This is a genomic window from Pseudomonas sp. LW8 (assembly GCF_041956865.1).
GTDB lineage: Bacteria > Pseudomonadota > Gammaproteobacteria > Pseudomonadales > Pseudomonadaceae > Aquipseudomonas > Aquipseudomonas siliginis.
Genome location: NZ_CP168138.1, coordinates 1,875,450 through 1,890,544 on the forward strand (window position 1 = coordinate 1,875,450; position 15,095 = coordinate 1,890,544).

Below are 15,095 nucleotides of genomic sequence, written 5' to 3' on the forward strand. Positions count from 1 at the left end.
CTCACCTCTTGCTCTTGATTGCAGTGCCGAGCACTTGCAGATAGGAAACGAGGGCGTCCATTTCGGTTTTGCCCTTGAGGCTGGCGACTGCGCCGCTGATGTCGTCATCGGTATACGGCACGCCGAGGGTACGCATGGTTTTGAGCTTGGTTTCGGTGTGGCTGCTGTCGACCGCTTGGGTGACCAGCCACGGGTAGGCCGGCATCTTCGACTCCGGCACGACGTTGCGCGGGTTGTACAAGTGCGCGCGGTGCCAGTCATCCGAGTAACGCGCGCCGACCCGGGCCAGATCCGGACCGGTACGTTTCGAGCCCCACAGGAACGGGTGATCCCAAACGCTTTCGCCCGCAACCGAGTAGTGCCCGTAGCGTTCGGTTTCGGCGCGGAACGGACGGATCATCTGCGAGTGGCAACCGACGCAGCCTTCGCGGATGTAGATGTCGCGACCTTCCAGTTGCAGCGCGGTATAGGGCTTCATGCCCTCCACCGGTTTGTTGGTGACGTCCTGGAAGAACAGCGGGACGATCTGGGTCAGGCCGCCAATGCTCACGGCGAACACCATCAGCAGCATCAGCAGGCCGACGTTCTTTTCAATCGTTTCGTGTTTCATGGCGGACTCCTCAGGCCATCTGCGCGGCAGCGACGACGTCGGCAGGCTGCGAGGCCCGCACGGTGCGCCAGGTGTTGTAAGCCATCAGCAACATGCCGCTGAGGAAAATCGCCCCGCCGATCAGTCGCACGACAAAGCCCGGATGGCTGGCCACCAGGGTTTCGACGAAGGAATACGTCAGCGTGCCGTCCTCGTTGACCGCGCGCCACATCAGGCCCTGGGCGATGCCGTTGACCCACATCGAGGCGATGTAGAGCACGGTGCCAATGGTCGCCAGCCAGAAGTGCGCATTGATCAGGCCGACGCTGTGCATCTGCGCTTTGCCGAAGATTTTCGGGATCATGTGGTACAGCGCGCCGATCGAGATCATCGCCACCCAGCCGAGTGCGCCGGCGTGTACGTGGCCGATGGTCCAGTCGGTGTAGTGGGAGAGGGCGTTGACAGTCTTGATGGCCATCATCGGACCTTCGAAGGTCGACATGCCGTAGAACGCCAGCGACACCACGAGGAAGCGCAGGATCGGGTCGCTGCGCAACTTATGCCAGGCGCCGGAGAGGGTCATCATGCCGTTGATCATGCCGCCCCAGCTCGGTGCCAGCAGGATCAGCGACATCACCATGCCCAGTGACTGTGCCCAGTCCGGCAGCGCGGTGTAGTGCAAGTGGTGCGGGCCGGCCCAGATGTACAGGGTGATCAAGGCCCAGAAGTGTACGATCGACAGGCGATACGAATACACCGGACGTTCGGCCTGTTTCGGCACGAAGTAATACATCATCCCGAGGAAACCGGCGGTGAGGAAAAATCCCACAGCGTTGTGGCCGTACCACCACTGCACCATCGCGTCGGTTGCACCGGCGTACACCGAGTAGGACTTGGTGAAACTCACCGGCAACTCAAGGTTGTTGACGATGTGGAGGATCGCCACGGTGATGATGAACGCGCCGAAGAACCAGTTGCCCACATAAATGTGTTTGGTTTTGCGCTGCATGATCGTGCCGAAGAACACGATCGCGTAGGCGACCCAGACGATGGTGATCAGGATGTCGATCGGCCATTCCAGTTCGGCGTATTCCTTGGAGCTGGTGTAACCCAGCGGCAGGCTGATCGCCGCCAGCAGGATCACCAGTTGCCAGCCCCAGAAGCAGAACGCGGCGATTTGCGGCGCAAACAATTGCGTTTGGCAGGTGCGTTGCACCGAGTAGAAGGAGCTGGCGAACAGCGCGCAGCCACCAAAGGCGAAGATCACCGCGTTGGTGTGCAGCGGGCGCAGACGGCCGAAACTGGTCCAGGGCAAATTGAAGTTGAGTTCCGGCCAGACCAATTGCGCCGCGAGAAAAACCCCGAGGCCCATGCCGACGATGCCCCACACCACCGTCATAATGGCGAATTGGCGGACCACCTTGTAGTTGTAGGCGGTACTGATAGAAGTGTTCATGGTTCCCCATCCACGGTTCAGCCGAAGTGAGCGCGCAAACGGCGCGAATCCTTCGCCTGGAGTTATAGGCAGACTAAAAGCGAGGCAAGCATGGACAAACAGCACAAGGCCAGTATTGACGGGGATCAATGGGCGCAGTGTGTGCTCGATCATGGGTGGCTTTGGGATGCCGCTGTTGGTGAGGCTTCGGCAACGCTGATTCTGGCGCACGGGGCGGGGGCGCCGATGGATAGCGAGTGGATGAACGACATGGCTGGGCGCCTTGCCGGGCTTGGGGTCAACGTGTTGCGCTTTGAGTTTCCCTATATGGCGCAGCGGCGGGTGGATGGGGTTAAGCGGCCGCCGAATCCTGCTGGCAAGTTGCAGGAATGTTGGCGGGAGGTGTTTGCGGTTGTGCGGCGTCATGTCGCTGGGCCGTTGGCGATTGGCGGCAAGTCGATGGGCGGGCGGATGGCGAGTCTGGTGGCGGATGAGTTGGGGGTGGATGCGTTGGTATGTCTGGGGTATCCGTTTTATGCGGTGGGGAAGCCGGAGAAACCGCGGGTTGAGCATTTGGCTTCGTTGCGCACGCGGGCGTTGATTGTGCAGGGAGAGCGGGACGCTCTGGGGAATCGCGAGGCGGTTGAGGGCTATTCGTTAGCGCCGGGGATTGAGGTGTTTTGGTTGGTGGCGGGGGATCATGATTTGAAGCCGCTCAAGGCTTCTGGCTTTGCGCATTCCGATCATTTGGCGGGTGCTGCGCAGAAGGTGGCTGAATTTCTCGGTGACTGATTTTGAGCCGGGCCGGGATTTTGCGTTGCATGAAGACCTGCTCCCTTTCCCTTCGCCATCTTTGGGGTGAGGGGGTAGTTGTTGATCTTGCTTTTGGGGGCATATCCGTTGCTTCGGGAGCTGCGGCTGGCGGTTTCGCCTGACGGCGACTTACTTTTTTACAAGCGCCAAAAAAAGTAAGCAAAAAACGCTAGCTCCTGCGTTCGGCCCTCGCAAGCTCGGGTCCCTTCGCTCCGGGATCGATCCGGGCGCAGCGGCTCCGGTTTGCTTCGCTGCACCTCCTTCCGCTGTGTCTGGCTGCGCCAGACGGTCGCTGCGCTCCCACGCCCGGATCAATCCCTCCACTCAGCCTTCCGACGTCGCCGGTGGATCAAGATCAAGAGCACTCGAGCTTGCGCTCATTGTTGAGTGGGGCGGCTTCGCCGCGGGCAGCCGCGCTGCCTTGCTTTTCTGTGGGAGCGAGCCTGCTCGCGAAGGCGGCCTGACAGCCGACCTGATTCTTCCTGATGTACACCGCGCTCCTTGGAGAAGTGAGCCAGCTCGCGATGGCGGTCTCCCAGTCGACCAATCTCTACCGTTTGGACCAAATCCCTGTGGGAGCTGGCTTGCCAGCGATGGCAGCCTCCAAGCCGACCAATCCCCCACTGATGTACCCGATCCAAATGTGGGAGCGAGCCTGCTCGCGAAAGCTCCCTTCCAGACGACATCAAACCACCTGCCTGTCAGAGGCAATCTCTGAACTTAAACATCATCAAATACCAATGTTTAAACTACACGACCCGTTACGCCATCCCGGCTACAACTCCTTGCGCCATTGCCTACGCCTACGCCAGAATCCGCCGGCTTACGCGTCTAGGCGGCGGGCTATATCGTTTGTCTGTCACTGAGAAACAGTGATGGGGTTTGGTAGCCCGCGTCGAAACCGTTGTATAGCGTCACCGTATGCAGTCCCGTTTCGGGGCTCGACTTTTATGGTGGGCATGCGTGGGGCTCCTTTGTGAGCGCCGGGTTTCCTGTTTCGACCGGTCTACCAACCTGCGTATGACCACCACCTTTCGTTTGGTAGCGAGGGTGTTGGCTCCCAATATTCGAAACCGGAGTACGCCCATGTTCAAAGTCACCCCCAACCCGCCACCCCCCCACGACCGCGCTCTCGATCCGCAAAAAATCCAGGAAGCCACCGACCGCGCCCTCGATTACTACCTCAAACCCGAAGATCTGGCAGCTCCACCAAGCTCTCCAAAATATCGCCCGATCTATGTCGTGGACCCCACGCTGGATGACGAAACCCTGTTGATCGAAGCCTGCGAGTCGCTTTCATACGCGCATGCCATGGCCGGTAACATCGCCAACTCGATAGGCGGCCCGGAACGCAAACCACTGCTGGCGCTGCAACAGGTGATCATGCTCAACGAACTGTTGGTCAATCGACTGCTGGACAAGCTGAAGTTGCCTCAATAATTTCATTGGCTGTTATGGCCTCTTCGCGAGCAGGCTCGCTCCCACAGGGGATTGGTGTCTGGCACCTAATCTGTGATCAGCGCAGATCCAGTGTGGGAGTGAGCCTGTTCGCGAAGCGCCATACGGCTAAAAGGGCGGGGATGCAATCTGATCGAAACGTTGTCGCGAAAAATCACAAATCATCCCTAAGCAAGTTGAAAGTACCTATAGGCTGCGTTCGGTATCCATGGCTTTTGAACTTTGCTTCAAATGTACCTTTAGCAATCCCCTTGGTGGGATGGATGTCGATAGTGACCGTGGCTTCATCAGCATCAACATAAGTAAATCCATAAAACCCAGAGGGTCCAGGTGACGAGTGGCCGTGCTGGAATGTCAGCCCGTCTTCCAACGTATAAGTTTTATGGAACGGGGCGTCACTGGTATAGGGGATCGAGAAAGAGTAGAGAAAGATGTTCTTCTCCTCCAGCGTTCCTGTAGATCCTGAGATTGACCAGCTCTTTTCGCCCGTCGGAATAAAATGACGTAGCTCAAAAGAAATTATAGTGGCCGTGGTTTCAGGGTTGGTGCCGAATTGCCAAGTGAAGACATTAGACTGTTTTGCAATGGCACCTGGTTTTGGGATGAGGATGCTATGTTTGCTCATTTTTTTAGCTCCTTGGTCATATCGTGATAATGAAAACCATCTGTTCAACGATTTATAGATATGCCCCTGAAACTTGAATGTCTACTGTAAGACCTGACAGTAAACATACGCTGTGTTCTGTGGATTTCCGCCAGGATTTCCGAATGTGCAGCGCAAAACTTTCTGATGAAGTTCAATATTAGATGTTTCGGTTTGGCAGGCGGCGCAATGGATGACTGAACTACTCAAGCGCAGTCTCAACCTACTCAAATCCTATTGAGTAGTTCATTGACACAACAAAAAACCCGGAAAGCTCACGCCATCCGGGTTTTTTCATTCCAGCCTTCCAATCAGCGGTTAAACCGCGCCACCAACGAATACTGCGTGTTGGCCGTCTTCGTCAGTTCTTCACTGAGCAACGCCGAGTTGTGCGCTTGTTCCGAGGTCTGATCCGCCAACTCCGAGATATTGCTGATGTTACGGCTGATCTCTTCAGCCACGGCACTTTGCTCTTCGGTCGCGGCGGCGATCTGGGTGGTCATGTCGGTGATGTTGGCCACCGCTTCGCTGATGCCGACCAGTGCCTGATCCGCTTCCAGTACCCGTGCAACGCCTTCTTCAGCCTGGCGATGCCCGGCTTCCATGGTTTGCACGGCGCTGGAGGCAGTCTGCTGCAACTTGGCGATCAGGGCGTGAATCTGCCCGGTGGATTCGCTGGTGCGTTGCGCCAGTTGGCGGACTTCGTCAGCCACGACCGCAAAACCACGGCCCATTTCACCGGCACGCGCCGCTTCAATCGCAGCGTTGAGGGCGAGCAGGTTGGTCTGGTCGGCGATGCCTTTGATCACGTCGACCACGCCACCGATTTCGTCGCTGTCCTTGGCCAGTTGCGTCACGGTCAGGCCGGTTTCGCCGACGACCACCGACAGGCGCTGAATCGCTTCGCGGGTTTCCCCGGCAATGTCGCGGCCACGGCCGGTCAGGCGGTTGGCTTCCTGGGTGGCGTCAGCGGTGCGTTGTACGTGGCTGGCGACTTCCTGGGTGGTGGCGGCCATCTGGTTGACGGCGGTGGCGACCTGTTCGGTTTCCACGCGCTGGCGTTCCAGGCCGGTTGAGCTGTTGTGTGCCAGGGCGTCGGACTGCTTGGCCTGTTCGGTCAAGTGCTCGGCGGTGTCCTGCAGGCGGGTCAGGCAGGTTTTCAGGCGCGCTTCCTGGCTGAGGATCGACATTTCCAGACGCGCCTGGGCGCCACGGCTGTCGGTGTACATCTGCGCGATCAGCGGGTCGGAGGTGGTCTGTTCGGCCAGGCGCAGCAGGCGCTTGAGCCCGCGTTGCTGCCATTGCAGGCCCATCAGGCCCAACGGCACCGAAAGACCGGCGGCGAGGGCGAAGCCCCACTGCGAGTTCAGCGTCGCGCCGATCATGAAGCTCAGCTGGCTGACCAGAATGAACGGCAGCCAGTCCTGCAGGAGCGGCAGCCATTTGTCCGTCGAAGGAATCGCCGACTTGCCCTGGTTGATGCGTTGGTAGAGCGCTTCGGCGCGGCGGATCTGTTCGGCGGTGGGCTTGACGCGCACCGACTCGTAACCGATCACCTGGCTGCCATCGAACACCGGTGTGACGTAGGCGTTAACCCAATAGTGGTCACCGGATTTGCAGCGATTCTTAACGATGCCCATCCATGGCAAGCCTTGTTTCAGTGTGCCCCACATGTGCGAGAACACCGCCGACGGCACGTCAGGGTGACGGACCAGATTGTGCGGCGCCCGGATCAGTTCCTCCCGCGAAAACCCGCTGATCTCGACAAAGTCGTCGTTGCAGTAGGTGATCACGCCCTTGGCATCGGTGGTGGAAATCAACCGTTGCTGAGCTGGAAAGGTCCGCTCGCGTTGTGTAATGGGCTGGTTGTTACGCATGGTTTTTCAATCCGCAAGGCTTTGAATGGTTGTCGGCGCCGACAGGTTTTTATTGAAGTTTTTTTTCAGATTTAAGTACGGCGTCGCAAAACCGCGCTTGCGTCAACTGGCCAGCATCGGATAGGTGAACAGGCCGAAGTGCAACAGGTTCAGGCCGAAATGGGTGGCGATCGCCGCGCCCAGTCCGCCGAAACGGTAGGCCAGACCATAGCCGACCCCGGCCAGTCCCGCCAGCAACACCCAGGTCCAGCCAGCGCCGGCATGCACCAGACCAAACAACAGCGAGGCCAACAGCAGCGCGAGGTTGTCGCCGTAGGGCAGGTGCTTGAGGCGACGGCTCAGCCCGCCCTGTATATAGCCGCGAAACAGCGCTTCCTCGACCAGCGTCACCAGCAGCAGATTGTTCAGCACCCACAGCCAGGCCTGATCCGGCCATTTCGGTGCCCAGGCGATCACGCCAAGTAAAAGCGCGCCGCCGAGGGCGAGAATCGCACATAGCGTCAGGGCGAGGGCGGTGGCATAGACCGTCAGGCGCAACGATCGCCGCGCGACGATCCACGGACAAACCAGCAGCAACCAGAAGCCCACCAGCGGTTTGTCGAGATTGAGGTACATCGCGAACGGCACGGCGTTGTCAGTGAAACGTTGCGGATTGATCACGCGGCCGTTGGCGAAGCCCGGCAGCCAGTGCAGCGCCAGTGCCACGGCCAGAACGATGAACAGGCCATGGCCGAGCCAACGCGCGACCGGCACCTCTTGCTGACGCACGGCGAATGCGGCGAACAACAGAAGCCCGACGGAGATCAACGCCAGCCAACCGAGCTGGCCGTAGCTCAGGGCCAGTCCGTAACCGAGGCCGAGCAGCGCGAGATAGAGCCAGGGCAGCGCCTTCATCGAAAGTCCTTGTGCGAGATTTCTGGAAGGGGCTTTCTACACGGGCGAGGGAGGTGGGACAAGTGAAGGTGTGGCAGTCATGCCAGACACAAATCAAATGTGGGAGCGAGCCTGCTCGCGAATGCGGTCTTCCAGATGACGTCACTGGCGCCTGACACTCCGCCTTCGCGAGCAGGCTCGCTCCCACAGGTTTTGCATTCGGCTGGATATCAGCGCAGGCCCAGTTTGGCCGCCGCGCGTTCAGTAATCTCGGTACGCAGCTTCAACGACGGCGCCGCGCGCAACCGCGCTTCATCGACCACCGCACTCGGTGCCACGTCCGGGCTGCCGGCATTGAACGGCGGTGCCGGGGCATATTCCAGTTGCAACTGCACCAGTTGCGCTGTGTCGGCATCGACCAGTTCCGCCGCCAGCACCAAGGCAAAATCGATCCCGGCGGTGATTCCGCCACCGGTAAACAGATTGCCGTCGCGCACCACCCGATCTTTCACCGCAATCGCGCCCAGCGTCGGCAGCAACTCGTGATAGGCCCAGTGCGTAGTTGCGCGCTTGCCCTGCAGCAGGCCAGCCGCGCCAAGCACCAGCGAGCCGGTGCACACCGAGGTTACGTAACGTGCCTGGGCGGCCTGGCGTTTGATGAAGTCCAGCGTCTGCTGATCTTCCATCAACGGCCCGACGCCGCCACCGCCGGGCACGCAGATTACGTCCAGATCCGGGCAATCCTCGAAAGTTGTAGTCGGTTTCAGCAGCAGCCCGGTGCTGGATGTCACTGGCATCAGATCCTTCCAGACCAGGTGGACCTGCACGCCGGGCAACGAGGCGAGGACGTCGTAGGGGCCGGTGAGGTCGAGTTGCTGAACCTGCGGGAATAACAGAAAACCGATCTGCAGCGTCATCGTTCTTGCTCCGTTGAAAGAAGTGGACGACTTCACTGTAGGCGGGTAGGTTCTGGCGCATACGCCAATCACCCCACGAATTACGCCAAATGCCCAAAGCCATTCACGTCCTCGCGTTTGCCAACATGCAGATTCTCGATGTCACCGGGCCGCTGCAGGTGTTCGCCTCGGCCAACGATCTGGCTCGCCAGCGCGGTTTGCCCACACCCTATGCGCCGAGCGTGATCGCCAGCGGCGGTGGGGCGGTGATGTCATCGGCGGGGTTGGCGGTGCTCGCCGAACCCTTGCCAAAAACGCCCAGCGACACCTTGATCATCGCCGGCGGCTGGGGCATTTATCCCGCCGCCGAAGACTCGCAACTGGTCGACTGGGTGCGCGAGCACGGCACTCACTGCCGGCGCGTGGCTTCGGTATGCACCGGGGCCTTTCTGCTCGCGGCCAGCGGCTGGCTTGATGGCCGCCGCGTGGTTACCCACTGGACGCGCTGCGAGCAACTGGCCGCGCAACATCCCAATCTGCACGTGGAAGCCAATCCGATTTTCATCAACGACGGCCCGGTGTGGACGTCCGCCGGGGTCACGGCAGGCATCGATCTGGCGTTGGCCATGGTCGAAGAAGACCTCGGCCGCGACATCGCCCTCGACGTCGCCCGGCACTTGGTCGTCTTCCTGAAACGCCCGGGCGGACAGTCGCAGTTCAGCGTGACGCTGTCGCTGCAACAACAGGGCAACCGCTTCGATGAACTGCACGCCTGGATCGCCGAGAACCTGACCTGCGACCTCGGCATCCCGACCCTCGCCGAACAGGCTGGCATGAGCGAACGCAGCTTCATCCGCCACTACCGCGCCGACACCGGCCAGACCCCGGCGCGGGCGATCGAATTGATCCGCGTCGAAACCGCGCGGCGACTGCTCAGCGATACCGGTTTGCCGGTGAAACGCATCGCCGCCAATTGCGGGTTTGGCAGCGAAGAGACGCTGCGGCGCAGTTTTTTGCGAGCGATTGGCGTGACGCCGCAGGCTTATCGGGAGCGGTTTTCGGTCAGCGTTGCAGCAGATCCAGTATTGCCTTGAGGGTTTCCTGCGGCGCTTCTTCGGGAATGTTGTGGCCGACACCCGCGAGCACGCGCCGCTCATAAAAGCCGCTGAAATGCTCGGCATCTTCATCAATCAGCGAAGGCGGGCCGACGCCATCATCGCCACCGCACAGCGAAATACTCGGCACGCTGATCACCGGGTTTGTGGCCAGCGCTTCTTCCATCCACTCCAGGGCTGGATCGCCCGGGGCGTAGCCGAAGCGATGCCGATAGGAATGAATCACCACGTCGACAAAGTCAGGATTATCAAAAGCGCCAGCGGTCAGCGGGTAGCGTTCGTCCTTTCTCGCCCATGTCGGCGACCACAGCCGCCAGAGCAACTGACACAACTCCCGGCGATTCTGCTTAAGGCCCTCGGCGCCACGCGGCGTGTGGAAATAGTACTGATACCAGAGCCGATGCTCGTCTTCCGGGTCCAACGGCTGGTTCGCATGGGCGATGTCCTGCACGAGGTAGCCGTCGCCGCTGACCAGCCCGCGCACTCGCGCCGGAAACAACGCCGCGACAATACACGCTGCCCGACCGCCCCAGTCATAACCGCAAAGCGTGGCCTGTTCGATGCCCAGCGCATCCATCAGATCGAGCAAGTCCTGCGCCATCGCAGCTTGCTGACCGGAGCGCAGGGTTTGCGCACTGTTGAACCGGGTCGGCCCGTAACCGCGCAAGTACGGCACGATGACGCGGTAGCCTCGCGCGGCCAGCGCCGGGGCGACTTCGTCGAAGGTGCGCGGGGAATAGGGGAAGCCGTGGAGCAGAATTACCGGGGCGCCGTTGTTCTGACCGTGCTGTTCGTAGGCAATGGTCAGGGTTGGGGTAAGAACGCTCTCGATCATGACGAACCACTCCGTTTGAATCGTATTCAGACACTCTGGATCTGCGAACGGAATGCGGGTCACCGCTGCGCAGGTTTCACCATGAATATGGGCCTGAGCCAGTTGTCTGGCATGCAGGCCCGTTGTGGAAACATACCTGTCGATCAGAGATCGGTCTGACAAGCGCTGGCGAAAAAGCGCTCAACGCTACGGCTGCCAGGAACTCTTCTCGCCACTCAACTTGCGATCAAGAAAACTCGCCGCACTGATCAACGCCAGATGCGTCAGCGCTTGCGGCGTGTTGCCCAGATGACGCCCATGGCTGTCGAACTCTTCGGCGTACAGCCCAAGCGGATTGGCATATCGCAACAATTGCTCGAACTCCAGGTGGGCTTTTTCCACCTGGCCGGCGCGGGCCAGGCATTCGACGTACCAGAACGAACACGCGGCGAACGCGCCTTCAGTGCCACTGAGGCCATCGATGTTGGCGTCCTCGTTGCGATAGCGATAGACCATGCCGTCACGCACCAGGGTTTTTTCGATTGCTTCCAGAGTCGACAGCCAGCGCGGATCCTTGGCGCTGACGAAGCGTACCAGCGGCATCAGCAGCATCGAGCCATCCAGTGCGGTACCGCCCTTGTACTGGACGAAATGCCCGCGTTCTTCGTTCCAGAAGTTGTCCCAGATGTCGGTGTAGATCGCTTGCCGGGTGTTATCCCAACGGGCGAACGGCGCCGGCAGCGAACGCTTGGAAGCCAGACGGATCGCCCGGTCCAGCGCCACCCAGCACATCAGCCGCGAGTGCAGGAAATGATGGGTCTCACCGCGCATTTCCCAGATGCCGACATCTTCGCTCTGCCAGTTTTCGCAGACCTGATCGACCACTTCGCCGACATGCCGCCAGCCTTCGTGGGAGATCGCATCACCGTACTTGTTGACCAGATACACCGCGTCCATCAGCTCGCCGAAGATATCCAGCTGGATTTGGTCATAAGCGCCGTTACCGATGCGCACCGGTTGCGCGCCGCCGTGGCCGGCCAGATGCGTCAGCTCGGTTTCCGGCAATTCCTGCTGGCCATCGATGGCATAGAGGATGTTGAGTTTCATCGGTTTGCCGCAGCAATCGCTGACCCGTCCGCGCAGCCATTGCATGTAGTGGTTGGCTTCATCGACAAAGCCCAGGCGCATGAACGCGTAAACGGTGAACGAGGCATCTCGGATCCACGTGTAGCGGTAATCCCAATTGCGCTCGCCGCCGGGAGTTTCCGGTAGGCCGAAGGTGGCGGCGGCGAGAATCGCACCGTGGCGACGCGAGGTCAGCAGTTTCAGGGCGAGGGCGGAGCGATTGACGATTTCCCGCCAGCGCCCGCGATAGTTGGATTGGCCGATCCAGCCGCGCCAGTATTTGAGGGTGCGCTCCATGCACAACTCGCCGGCGCCTTTGGCAAAACGCGGATCGTCGCTGCCGCCGAGCATGAACGCGGCGGTTTCATTGTGCTTGAGGGTGAACTGCGCGACGGCCGCTTGTGCATCGATTTGCAGTGCCTGATCTGAAGCCAGGCGTATCGACGGCTGGCCAGCGGCGTGGAACGTTACGTCCTTTGCGTCCATCTCTGCCCGGGTGTCGGCGCGACCATAGTCGTGGCGCACCGCGCAACGCAGGTTGAACGTTGCCGAACCGCTGACCACGCGCACCCGGCGCATCAGCAGCGGCAGGGCGTCGACATCGTCCCCGATGGGCAACAGATCGGTGATTTCCACCACTGCGTGTTCGCTCAGCCAACGGGTCTGCAAGACATTGGTGTCGGGCAGATAAATCTGTTCCCGGCGCGCATCCGGCAAGTCCGGCGCGAGCTGGAAAATCCCTGCTTCAGGGGTATCGAGCAGCGAGCAGAAGATCGTCGGGCTATCGAACTCCGGCCAGCAGAAAAAATCCACGCTGCCCTTGTCGTTGACCAGTGCGGCGCTGCGCATGTCGCCGATGATGCCGTGGGCACCGATGGGACTTTGTTGTTCCATTTCAGGCTCAGCCATTGCCGCGAAACTCCGGATAGAGGCTCATCCCGCCATCGATGAACAGGGTGGTGCCGACGATGTAATCGGACAGATCGGAAGCGAGGAAAACCACTGCGTTGGCAACGTCCTCGACATCGCCAATGCGTCCGTAGGGAATCAGCTCAAGAAGTTTTTCGCCGGCCGCGCCTTCAGTGGCTTCTGTGTTGATGGCCGTGCTGATCGCACCGGGCGCGATGCTGTTGATACGGATGCGCTGGTGGCTGACTTCCTGAGCGAGGCTCTGCATCAACTGATCGACGCCGCCCTTGGACGCCGCGTAATTGACATGCCCGGCCCATGGAATGCGCTGGTGCACCGAACTCATGTGAATGATCTTGCCCGCCGCGCGCGACACGCCCTCGCGCACGCCCTGACGCTGGAAAATCCGCAACGCCGCCCGCGCGCAGAGGAACTGCCCGGTGAGGTTGACGCCGATCACCGTGTTCCAGTCGTCGAGGGTCATGTCCACGGCGGCAGCGTCTTTTTGCAGACCGGAGTTGGCCACCAGAATGTCCAGCGAGCCGAAGGCTTCGACGGTCTCGGCGAACAGCCGCTCGACCTCGTCCTCTTTCGAAACATCGGCGCCGATAGCGAGGGCCTTGCCGCCCTTGGCGTTGATTTGCGCGGCCAGTTCTTCCGCAGGTTCAGCGCTGCTGTTGTAGTTGATCACGACCGCAGCACCGGCCGCAGCGAGTGCTTTGGCGGCGGCATGGCCGATGCCGGAGCTGGCACCCGTGACCAGCGCCACCTGATGAGCGAGGGAAATCTGCATGACGATTCGCGCCTTGGTTCCAGAGACTTAAGTAGCTGACTGATGGCCTGTAGCGAGAGTTCATCTGCAACCATGAAAAGTTGGCAGCTTCAGACCTGATAGCGGCCACTGCTGCGATGCCATTCAACGTTACCGGCCAGCCAGCTCTTGATTCCGCGCAGATAGCATTGGAGTAGCGGCGAGGCGTGCGGCAATACCGCGTGTTCTGCCGCTTCATACAAATGCATGATGTCATCGTGGACGGCAGCACTTTGCGCCATGGCCTGCGCGGGGGAGCAGCCCTGTTCTTGGATCAGCAACAAAGGCAGGTTGAAATCGCCGATACCGGCCTGCTGTTCCTTCAGCGCGGAAAACAGGTCATTGGCAATGATCGTGGCGCTGGCGGCCAGCGCCGTGACGCGCCGCACCTCAGGTGCGCTGTACTCATTGGCGGGCAATTCATACCCGCCGATGATGTCGATCAGCGACAGGCACGGCAGGAAACTGTTGACCTGACGCTGAGCGAGATATTCCCAGAGCGCGGGCGTGAGCCCTTCCATACGCCAGGCCGCTTCGGCGGTCATGGTGACGAACATGGCAATGATTTCATGGCGCACGCGGGCAACCTGCGCCGCGGTCGCGAGCGTCTCGACCCGCCTCAGATAAGCACGCAGCGCGACCAGCACCGGATCGCTGTTCAAGGCCTGCTCAAGCCCCGGGCGGAACCGTGCGCTCAGGTAAACCGGTTCCAGAGCCGCCAGCGCCAGGGAGAGGCGCGGCCCGACCATTCTCGGCTCCGACCCGGTTCGCTCATCGTCGCAGTAGTAATCGTCCACGGCGAACAACGCGGCGAAACATTGCGCCGCGAGCAACAGCCGATCGGGCTCATCGGTGTCGGTATGACAGAGCATGGCGAAGCGACCGAAACCCATGGCGCGGACCTTGTCGAATTGGCCCGGAAATATCCCGACCTTCTCGATCCATGGCATGAGCAGATCATCCACCCCCCTGGCCAGCGCCCCGTCGACCCGAAACGGCGCCGGACAATTCAGCGGCGGGACGGCCCAGGATGATCCTGCCTTCGCACCAGAAAGGCTTGGCATTGATCGTGCCGCTGAAGCTTTACGGACGGACTCGAACCACTGCCGGACACCCTCTATCCCGAACTGTTCGACCATCCGGCGAAACCAGATCGTGAACATGTCGGGTGTGTGTTCGATCTGCTCGGCGACCTCCTCCAGCGACAGCCACTGCCAACTTTCGGCTTCCTCGGGATTGGCTACCGGATCGGTCTGGCTGATGCCGGCAAACACATGGTCGAATTCATGCTCGATGAGCTGATCGGAGACCTGTTCGTGGTAGAGCATCGAGGCAACTTTCTGCAGTTTGCAGCTCATGCCCATTTCTTCCTGCAATCGGCGGTTGGCAGCCACCGCCGTTCGTTCGCCTTTGAGTGGATGCCCGCAGCAGGTGTTGGTCCATAATCCGCCGGAATGATATTTGCCGAACGCGCGTTGCTGCATCAGCAGCCGTCCTTGTGGATCAAACAGCAGAATCGAAAACGCACGATGACGCAGCCCTTGGTGATGCACCTGCATCTTGGGGGCTACGCCGGTCTGGCGATCCGTTGGTGAGACGAGAATCAGCTGTTCTTCCATGGCGGGGCTCCCGAGCGTGTGCGCTAGCGGATGGTGGCCAAGAGCAGTTGCCTGTTCGTCCAGGTGAACTGCGCAGTTGAGCGAAGGCGTTATGAGAACTCCGGTGACCAGAAAAGAC

At 60.3% G+C, this 15,095-nt stretch carries 13 protein-coding genes; 3 read left to right on the forward strand and 10 right to left on the reverse strand.

Features of this window, described 5'->3' with window-relative positions:
* Position 1: 1 nt before the first annotated feature.
* Together ccoO and ccoN are read right to left on the reverse strand one after the other, a co-directional pair.
* Positions 2-610: a cytochrome-c oxidase, cbb3-type subunit II gene (gene ccoO / locus AB9L16_RS08510; RefSeq protein WP_003223389.1), complete on the reverse strand. Its 609-nt coding sequence runs from the start codon at positions 608-610 to the stop codon at positions 2-4.
* 10 nt (positions 611-620) lie between these two features.
* Positions 621-2,045, reverse strand: coding sequence for a cytochrome-c oxidase, cbb3-type subunit I (gene ccoN, locus AB9L16_RS08515; protein WP_024012337.1), 1,425 nt, complete (start codon positions 2,043-2,045; stop codon positions 621-623).
* 90 nt (positions 2,046-2,135) lie between these two features.
* Here ccoN and AB9L16_RS08520 point away from each other — a divergent pair, with 90 nt between their 5' ends.
* Positions 2,136-2,816, forward strand: a complete 681-nt coding sequence (locus AB9L16_RS08520; RefSeq protein WP_375123363.1) for an alpha/beta family hydrolase — start codon at positions 2,136-2,138, stop codon at positions 2,814-2,816.
* 1,107 nt (positions 2,817-3,923) lie between these two features.
* Entirely contained in the window at positions 3,924-4,277 is a 354-nt protein-coding gene (locus AB9L16_RS08525) for a DUF6124 family protein (protein ID WP_150635805.1), read from the forward strand.
* Between the two features lie 172 nt (positions 4,278-4,449).
* On the opposite strand, the gene AB9L16_RS08530 is transcribed toward AB9L16_RS08525, so the two are convergent.
* From AB9L16_RS08530 to inhA, 4 genes are all read right to left on the reverse strand, one after another.
* On the reverse strand, positions 4,450-4,920 hold the full coding sequence (locus tag AB9L16_RS08530; RefSeq protein ID WP_052392185.1) for a hypothetical protein: 471 nt from the start codon (positions 4,918-4,920) through the stop codon (positions 4,450-4,452).
* A 329-nt stretch (positions 4,921-5,249) separates the two neighbouring features.
* Positions 5,250-6,815, reverse strand: a complete 1,566-nt coding sequence (locus AB9L16_RS08535) for a PAS domain-containing methyl-accepting chemotaxis protein (protein ID WP_056784262.1) — start codon at positions 6,813-6,815, stop codon at positions 5,250-5,252.
* A 102-nt stretch (positions 6,816-6,917) separates the two neighbouring features.
* Entirely contained in the window at positions 6,918-7,709 is a 792-nt protein-coding gene (locus AB9L16_RS08540) for a CPBP family intramembrane glutamic endopeptidase (protein WP_122506493.1), read from the reverse strand.
* Between the two features lie 209 nt (positions 7,710-7,918).
* A complete protein-coding gene (gene inhA / locus AB9L16_RS08545) occupies positions 7,919-8,605 on the reverse strand; it encodes an isonitrile hydratase (RefSeq protein WP_252885667.1) in 687 nt (228 codons plus the stop codon).
* 89 nt (positions 8,606-8,694) lie between these two features.
* Here inhA and AB9L16_RS08550 point away from each other — a divergent pair, with 89 nt between their 5' ends.
* On the forward strand, positions 8,695-9,678 hold the full coding sequence (locus AB9L16_RS08550) for a GlxA family transcriptional regulator (RefSeq protein WP_375123364.1): 984 nt from the start codon (positions 8,695-8,697) through the stop codon (positions 9,676-9,678).
* Here AB9L16_RS08550 and AB9L16_RS08555 read toward each other — a convergent pair.
* The 4 genes from AB9L16_RS08555 to AB9L16_RS08570 all read right to left on the reverse strand — a co-directional run bounded on the left by AB9L16_RS08555 (position 9,647) and on the right by AB9L16_RS08570 (position 14,977).
* The gene (locus AB9L16_RS08555; RefSeq protein WP_375123365.1) at positions 9,647-10,534 is read right to left on the reverse strand and encodes an alpha/beta fold hydrolase; all 888 of its coding nucleotides are present in this window, start codon (positions 10,532-10,534) and stop codon (positions 9,647-9,649) included. The genes AB9L16_RS08550 and AB9L16_RS08555 overlap by 32 nt on opposite strands.
* A gap of 186 nt (positions 10,535-10,720) precedes the next feature.
* Positions 10,721-12,547 (reverse strand): glycoside hydrolase family 15 protein, encoded by a 1,827-nt coding sequence (locus AB9L16_RS08560; RefSeq protein WP_375123366.1) that lies wholly within the window; start codon positions 12,545-12,547, stop codon positions 10,721-10,723.
* Positions 12,540-13,340, reverse strand: a complete 801-nt coding sequence (locus AB9L16_RS08565) for a glucose 1-dehydrogenase (RefSeq protein ID WP_353187687.1) — start codon at positions 13,338-13,340, stop codon at positions 12,540-12,542. The genes AB9L16_RS08560 and AB9L16_RS08565 overlap by 8 nt, the downstream gene beginning before the upstream one ends.
* An 89-nt stretch (positions 13,341-13,429) precedes the next feature.
* Positions 13,430-14,977 carry a family 2 encapsulin nanocompartment cargo protein terpene cyclase gene (locus AB9L16_RS08570; protein ID WP_375123367.1) on the reverse strand — a complete coding sequence of 516 codons (1,548 nt, stop codon included), beginning with the start codon at positions 14,975-14,977 and terminating at the stop codon, positions 13,430-13,432.
* Positions 14,978-15,095: the final 118 nt, after the last annotated feature.

What these genes read in the sequence shown, in the direction of transcription:
- ccoO (WP_003223389.1), bottom strand. Translation starts at nt 610, where the DNA reads ATGAAACACGAAACGATTGAAAAGAACGTCGGCCTGCTGATGCTGCTG.
- ccoN (WP_024012337.1), bottom strand. Translation starts at nt 2,045, where the DNA reads ATGAACACTTCTATCAGTACCGCCTACAACTACAAGGTGGTCCGCCAA.
- AB9L16_RS08520 (WP_375123363.1), top strand. Translation starts at nt 2,136, where the DNA reads ATGGACAAACAGCACAAGGCCAGTATTGACGGGGATCAATGGGCGCAG.
- AB9L16_RS08525 (WP_150635805.1), top strand. Translation starts at nt 3,924, where the DNA reads ATGTTCAAAGTCACCCCCAACCCGCCACCCCCCCACGACCGCGCTCTC.
- AB9L16_RS08530 (WP_052392185.1), bottom strand. Translation starts at nt 4,920, where the DNA reads ATGAGCAAACATAGCATCCTCATCCCAAAACCAGGTGCCATTGCAAAA.
- AB9L16_RS08535 (WP_056784262.1), bottom strand. Translation starts at nt 6,815, where the DNA reads ATGCGTAACAACCAGCCCATTACACAACGCGAGCGGACCTTTCCAGCT.
- AB9L16_RS08540 (WP_122506493.1), bottom strand. Translation starts at nt 7,709, where the DNA reads ATGAAGGCGCTGCCCTGGCTCTATCTCGCGCTGCTCGGCCTCGGTTAC.
- inhA (WP_252885667.1), bottom strand. Translation starts at nt 8,605, where the DNA reads ATGACGCTGCAGATCGGTTTTCTGTTATTCCCGCAGGTTCAGCAACTC.
- AB9L16_RS08550 (WP_375123364.1), top strand. Translation starts at nt 8,695, where the DNA reads ATGCCCAAAGCCATTCACGTCCTCGCGTTTGCCAACATGCAGATTCTC.
- AB9L16_RS08555 (WP_375123365.1), bottom strand. Translation starts at nt 10,534, where the DNA reads ATGATCGAGAGCGTTCTTACCCCAACCCTGACCATTGCCTACGAACAG.
- AB9L16_RS08560 (WP_375123366.1), bottom strand. Translation starts at nt 12,547, where the DNA reads ATGGCTGAGCCTGAAATGGAACAACAAAGTCCCATCGGTGCCCACGGC.
- AB9L16_RS08565 (WP_353187687.1), bottom strand. Translation starts at nt 13,340, where the DNA reads ATGCAGATTTCCCTCGCTCATCAGGTGGCGCTGGTCACGGGTGCCAGC.
- AB9L16_RS08570 (WP_375123367.1), bottom strand. Translation starts at nt 14,977, where the DNA reads ATGGAAGAACAGCTGATTCTCGTCTCACCAACGGATCGCCAGACCGGC.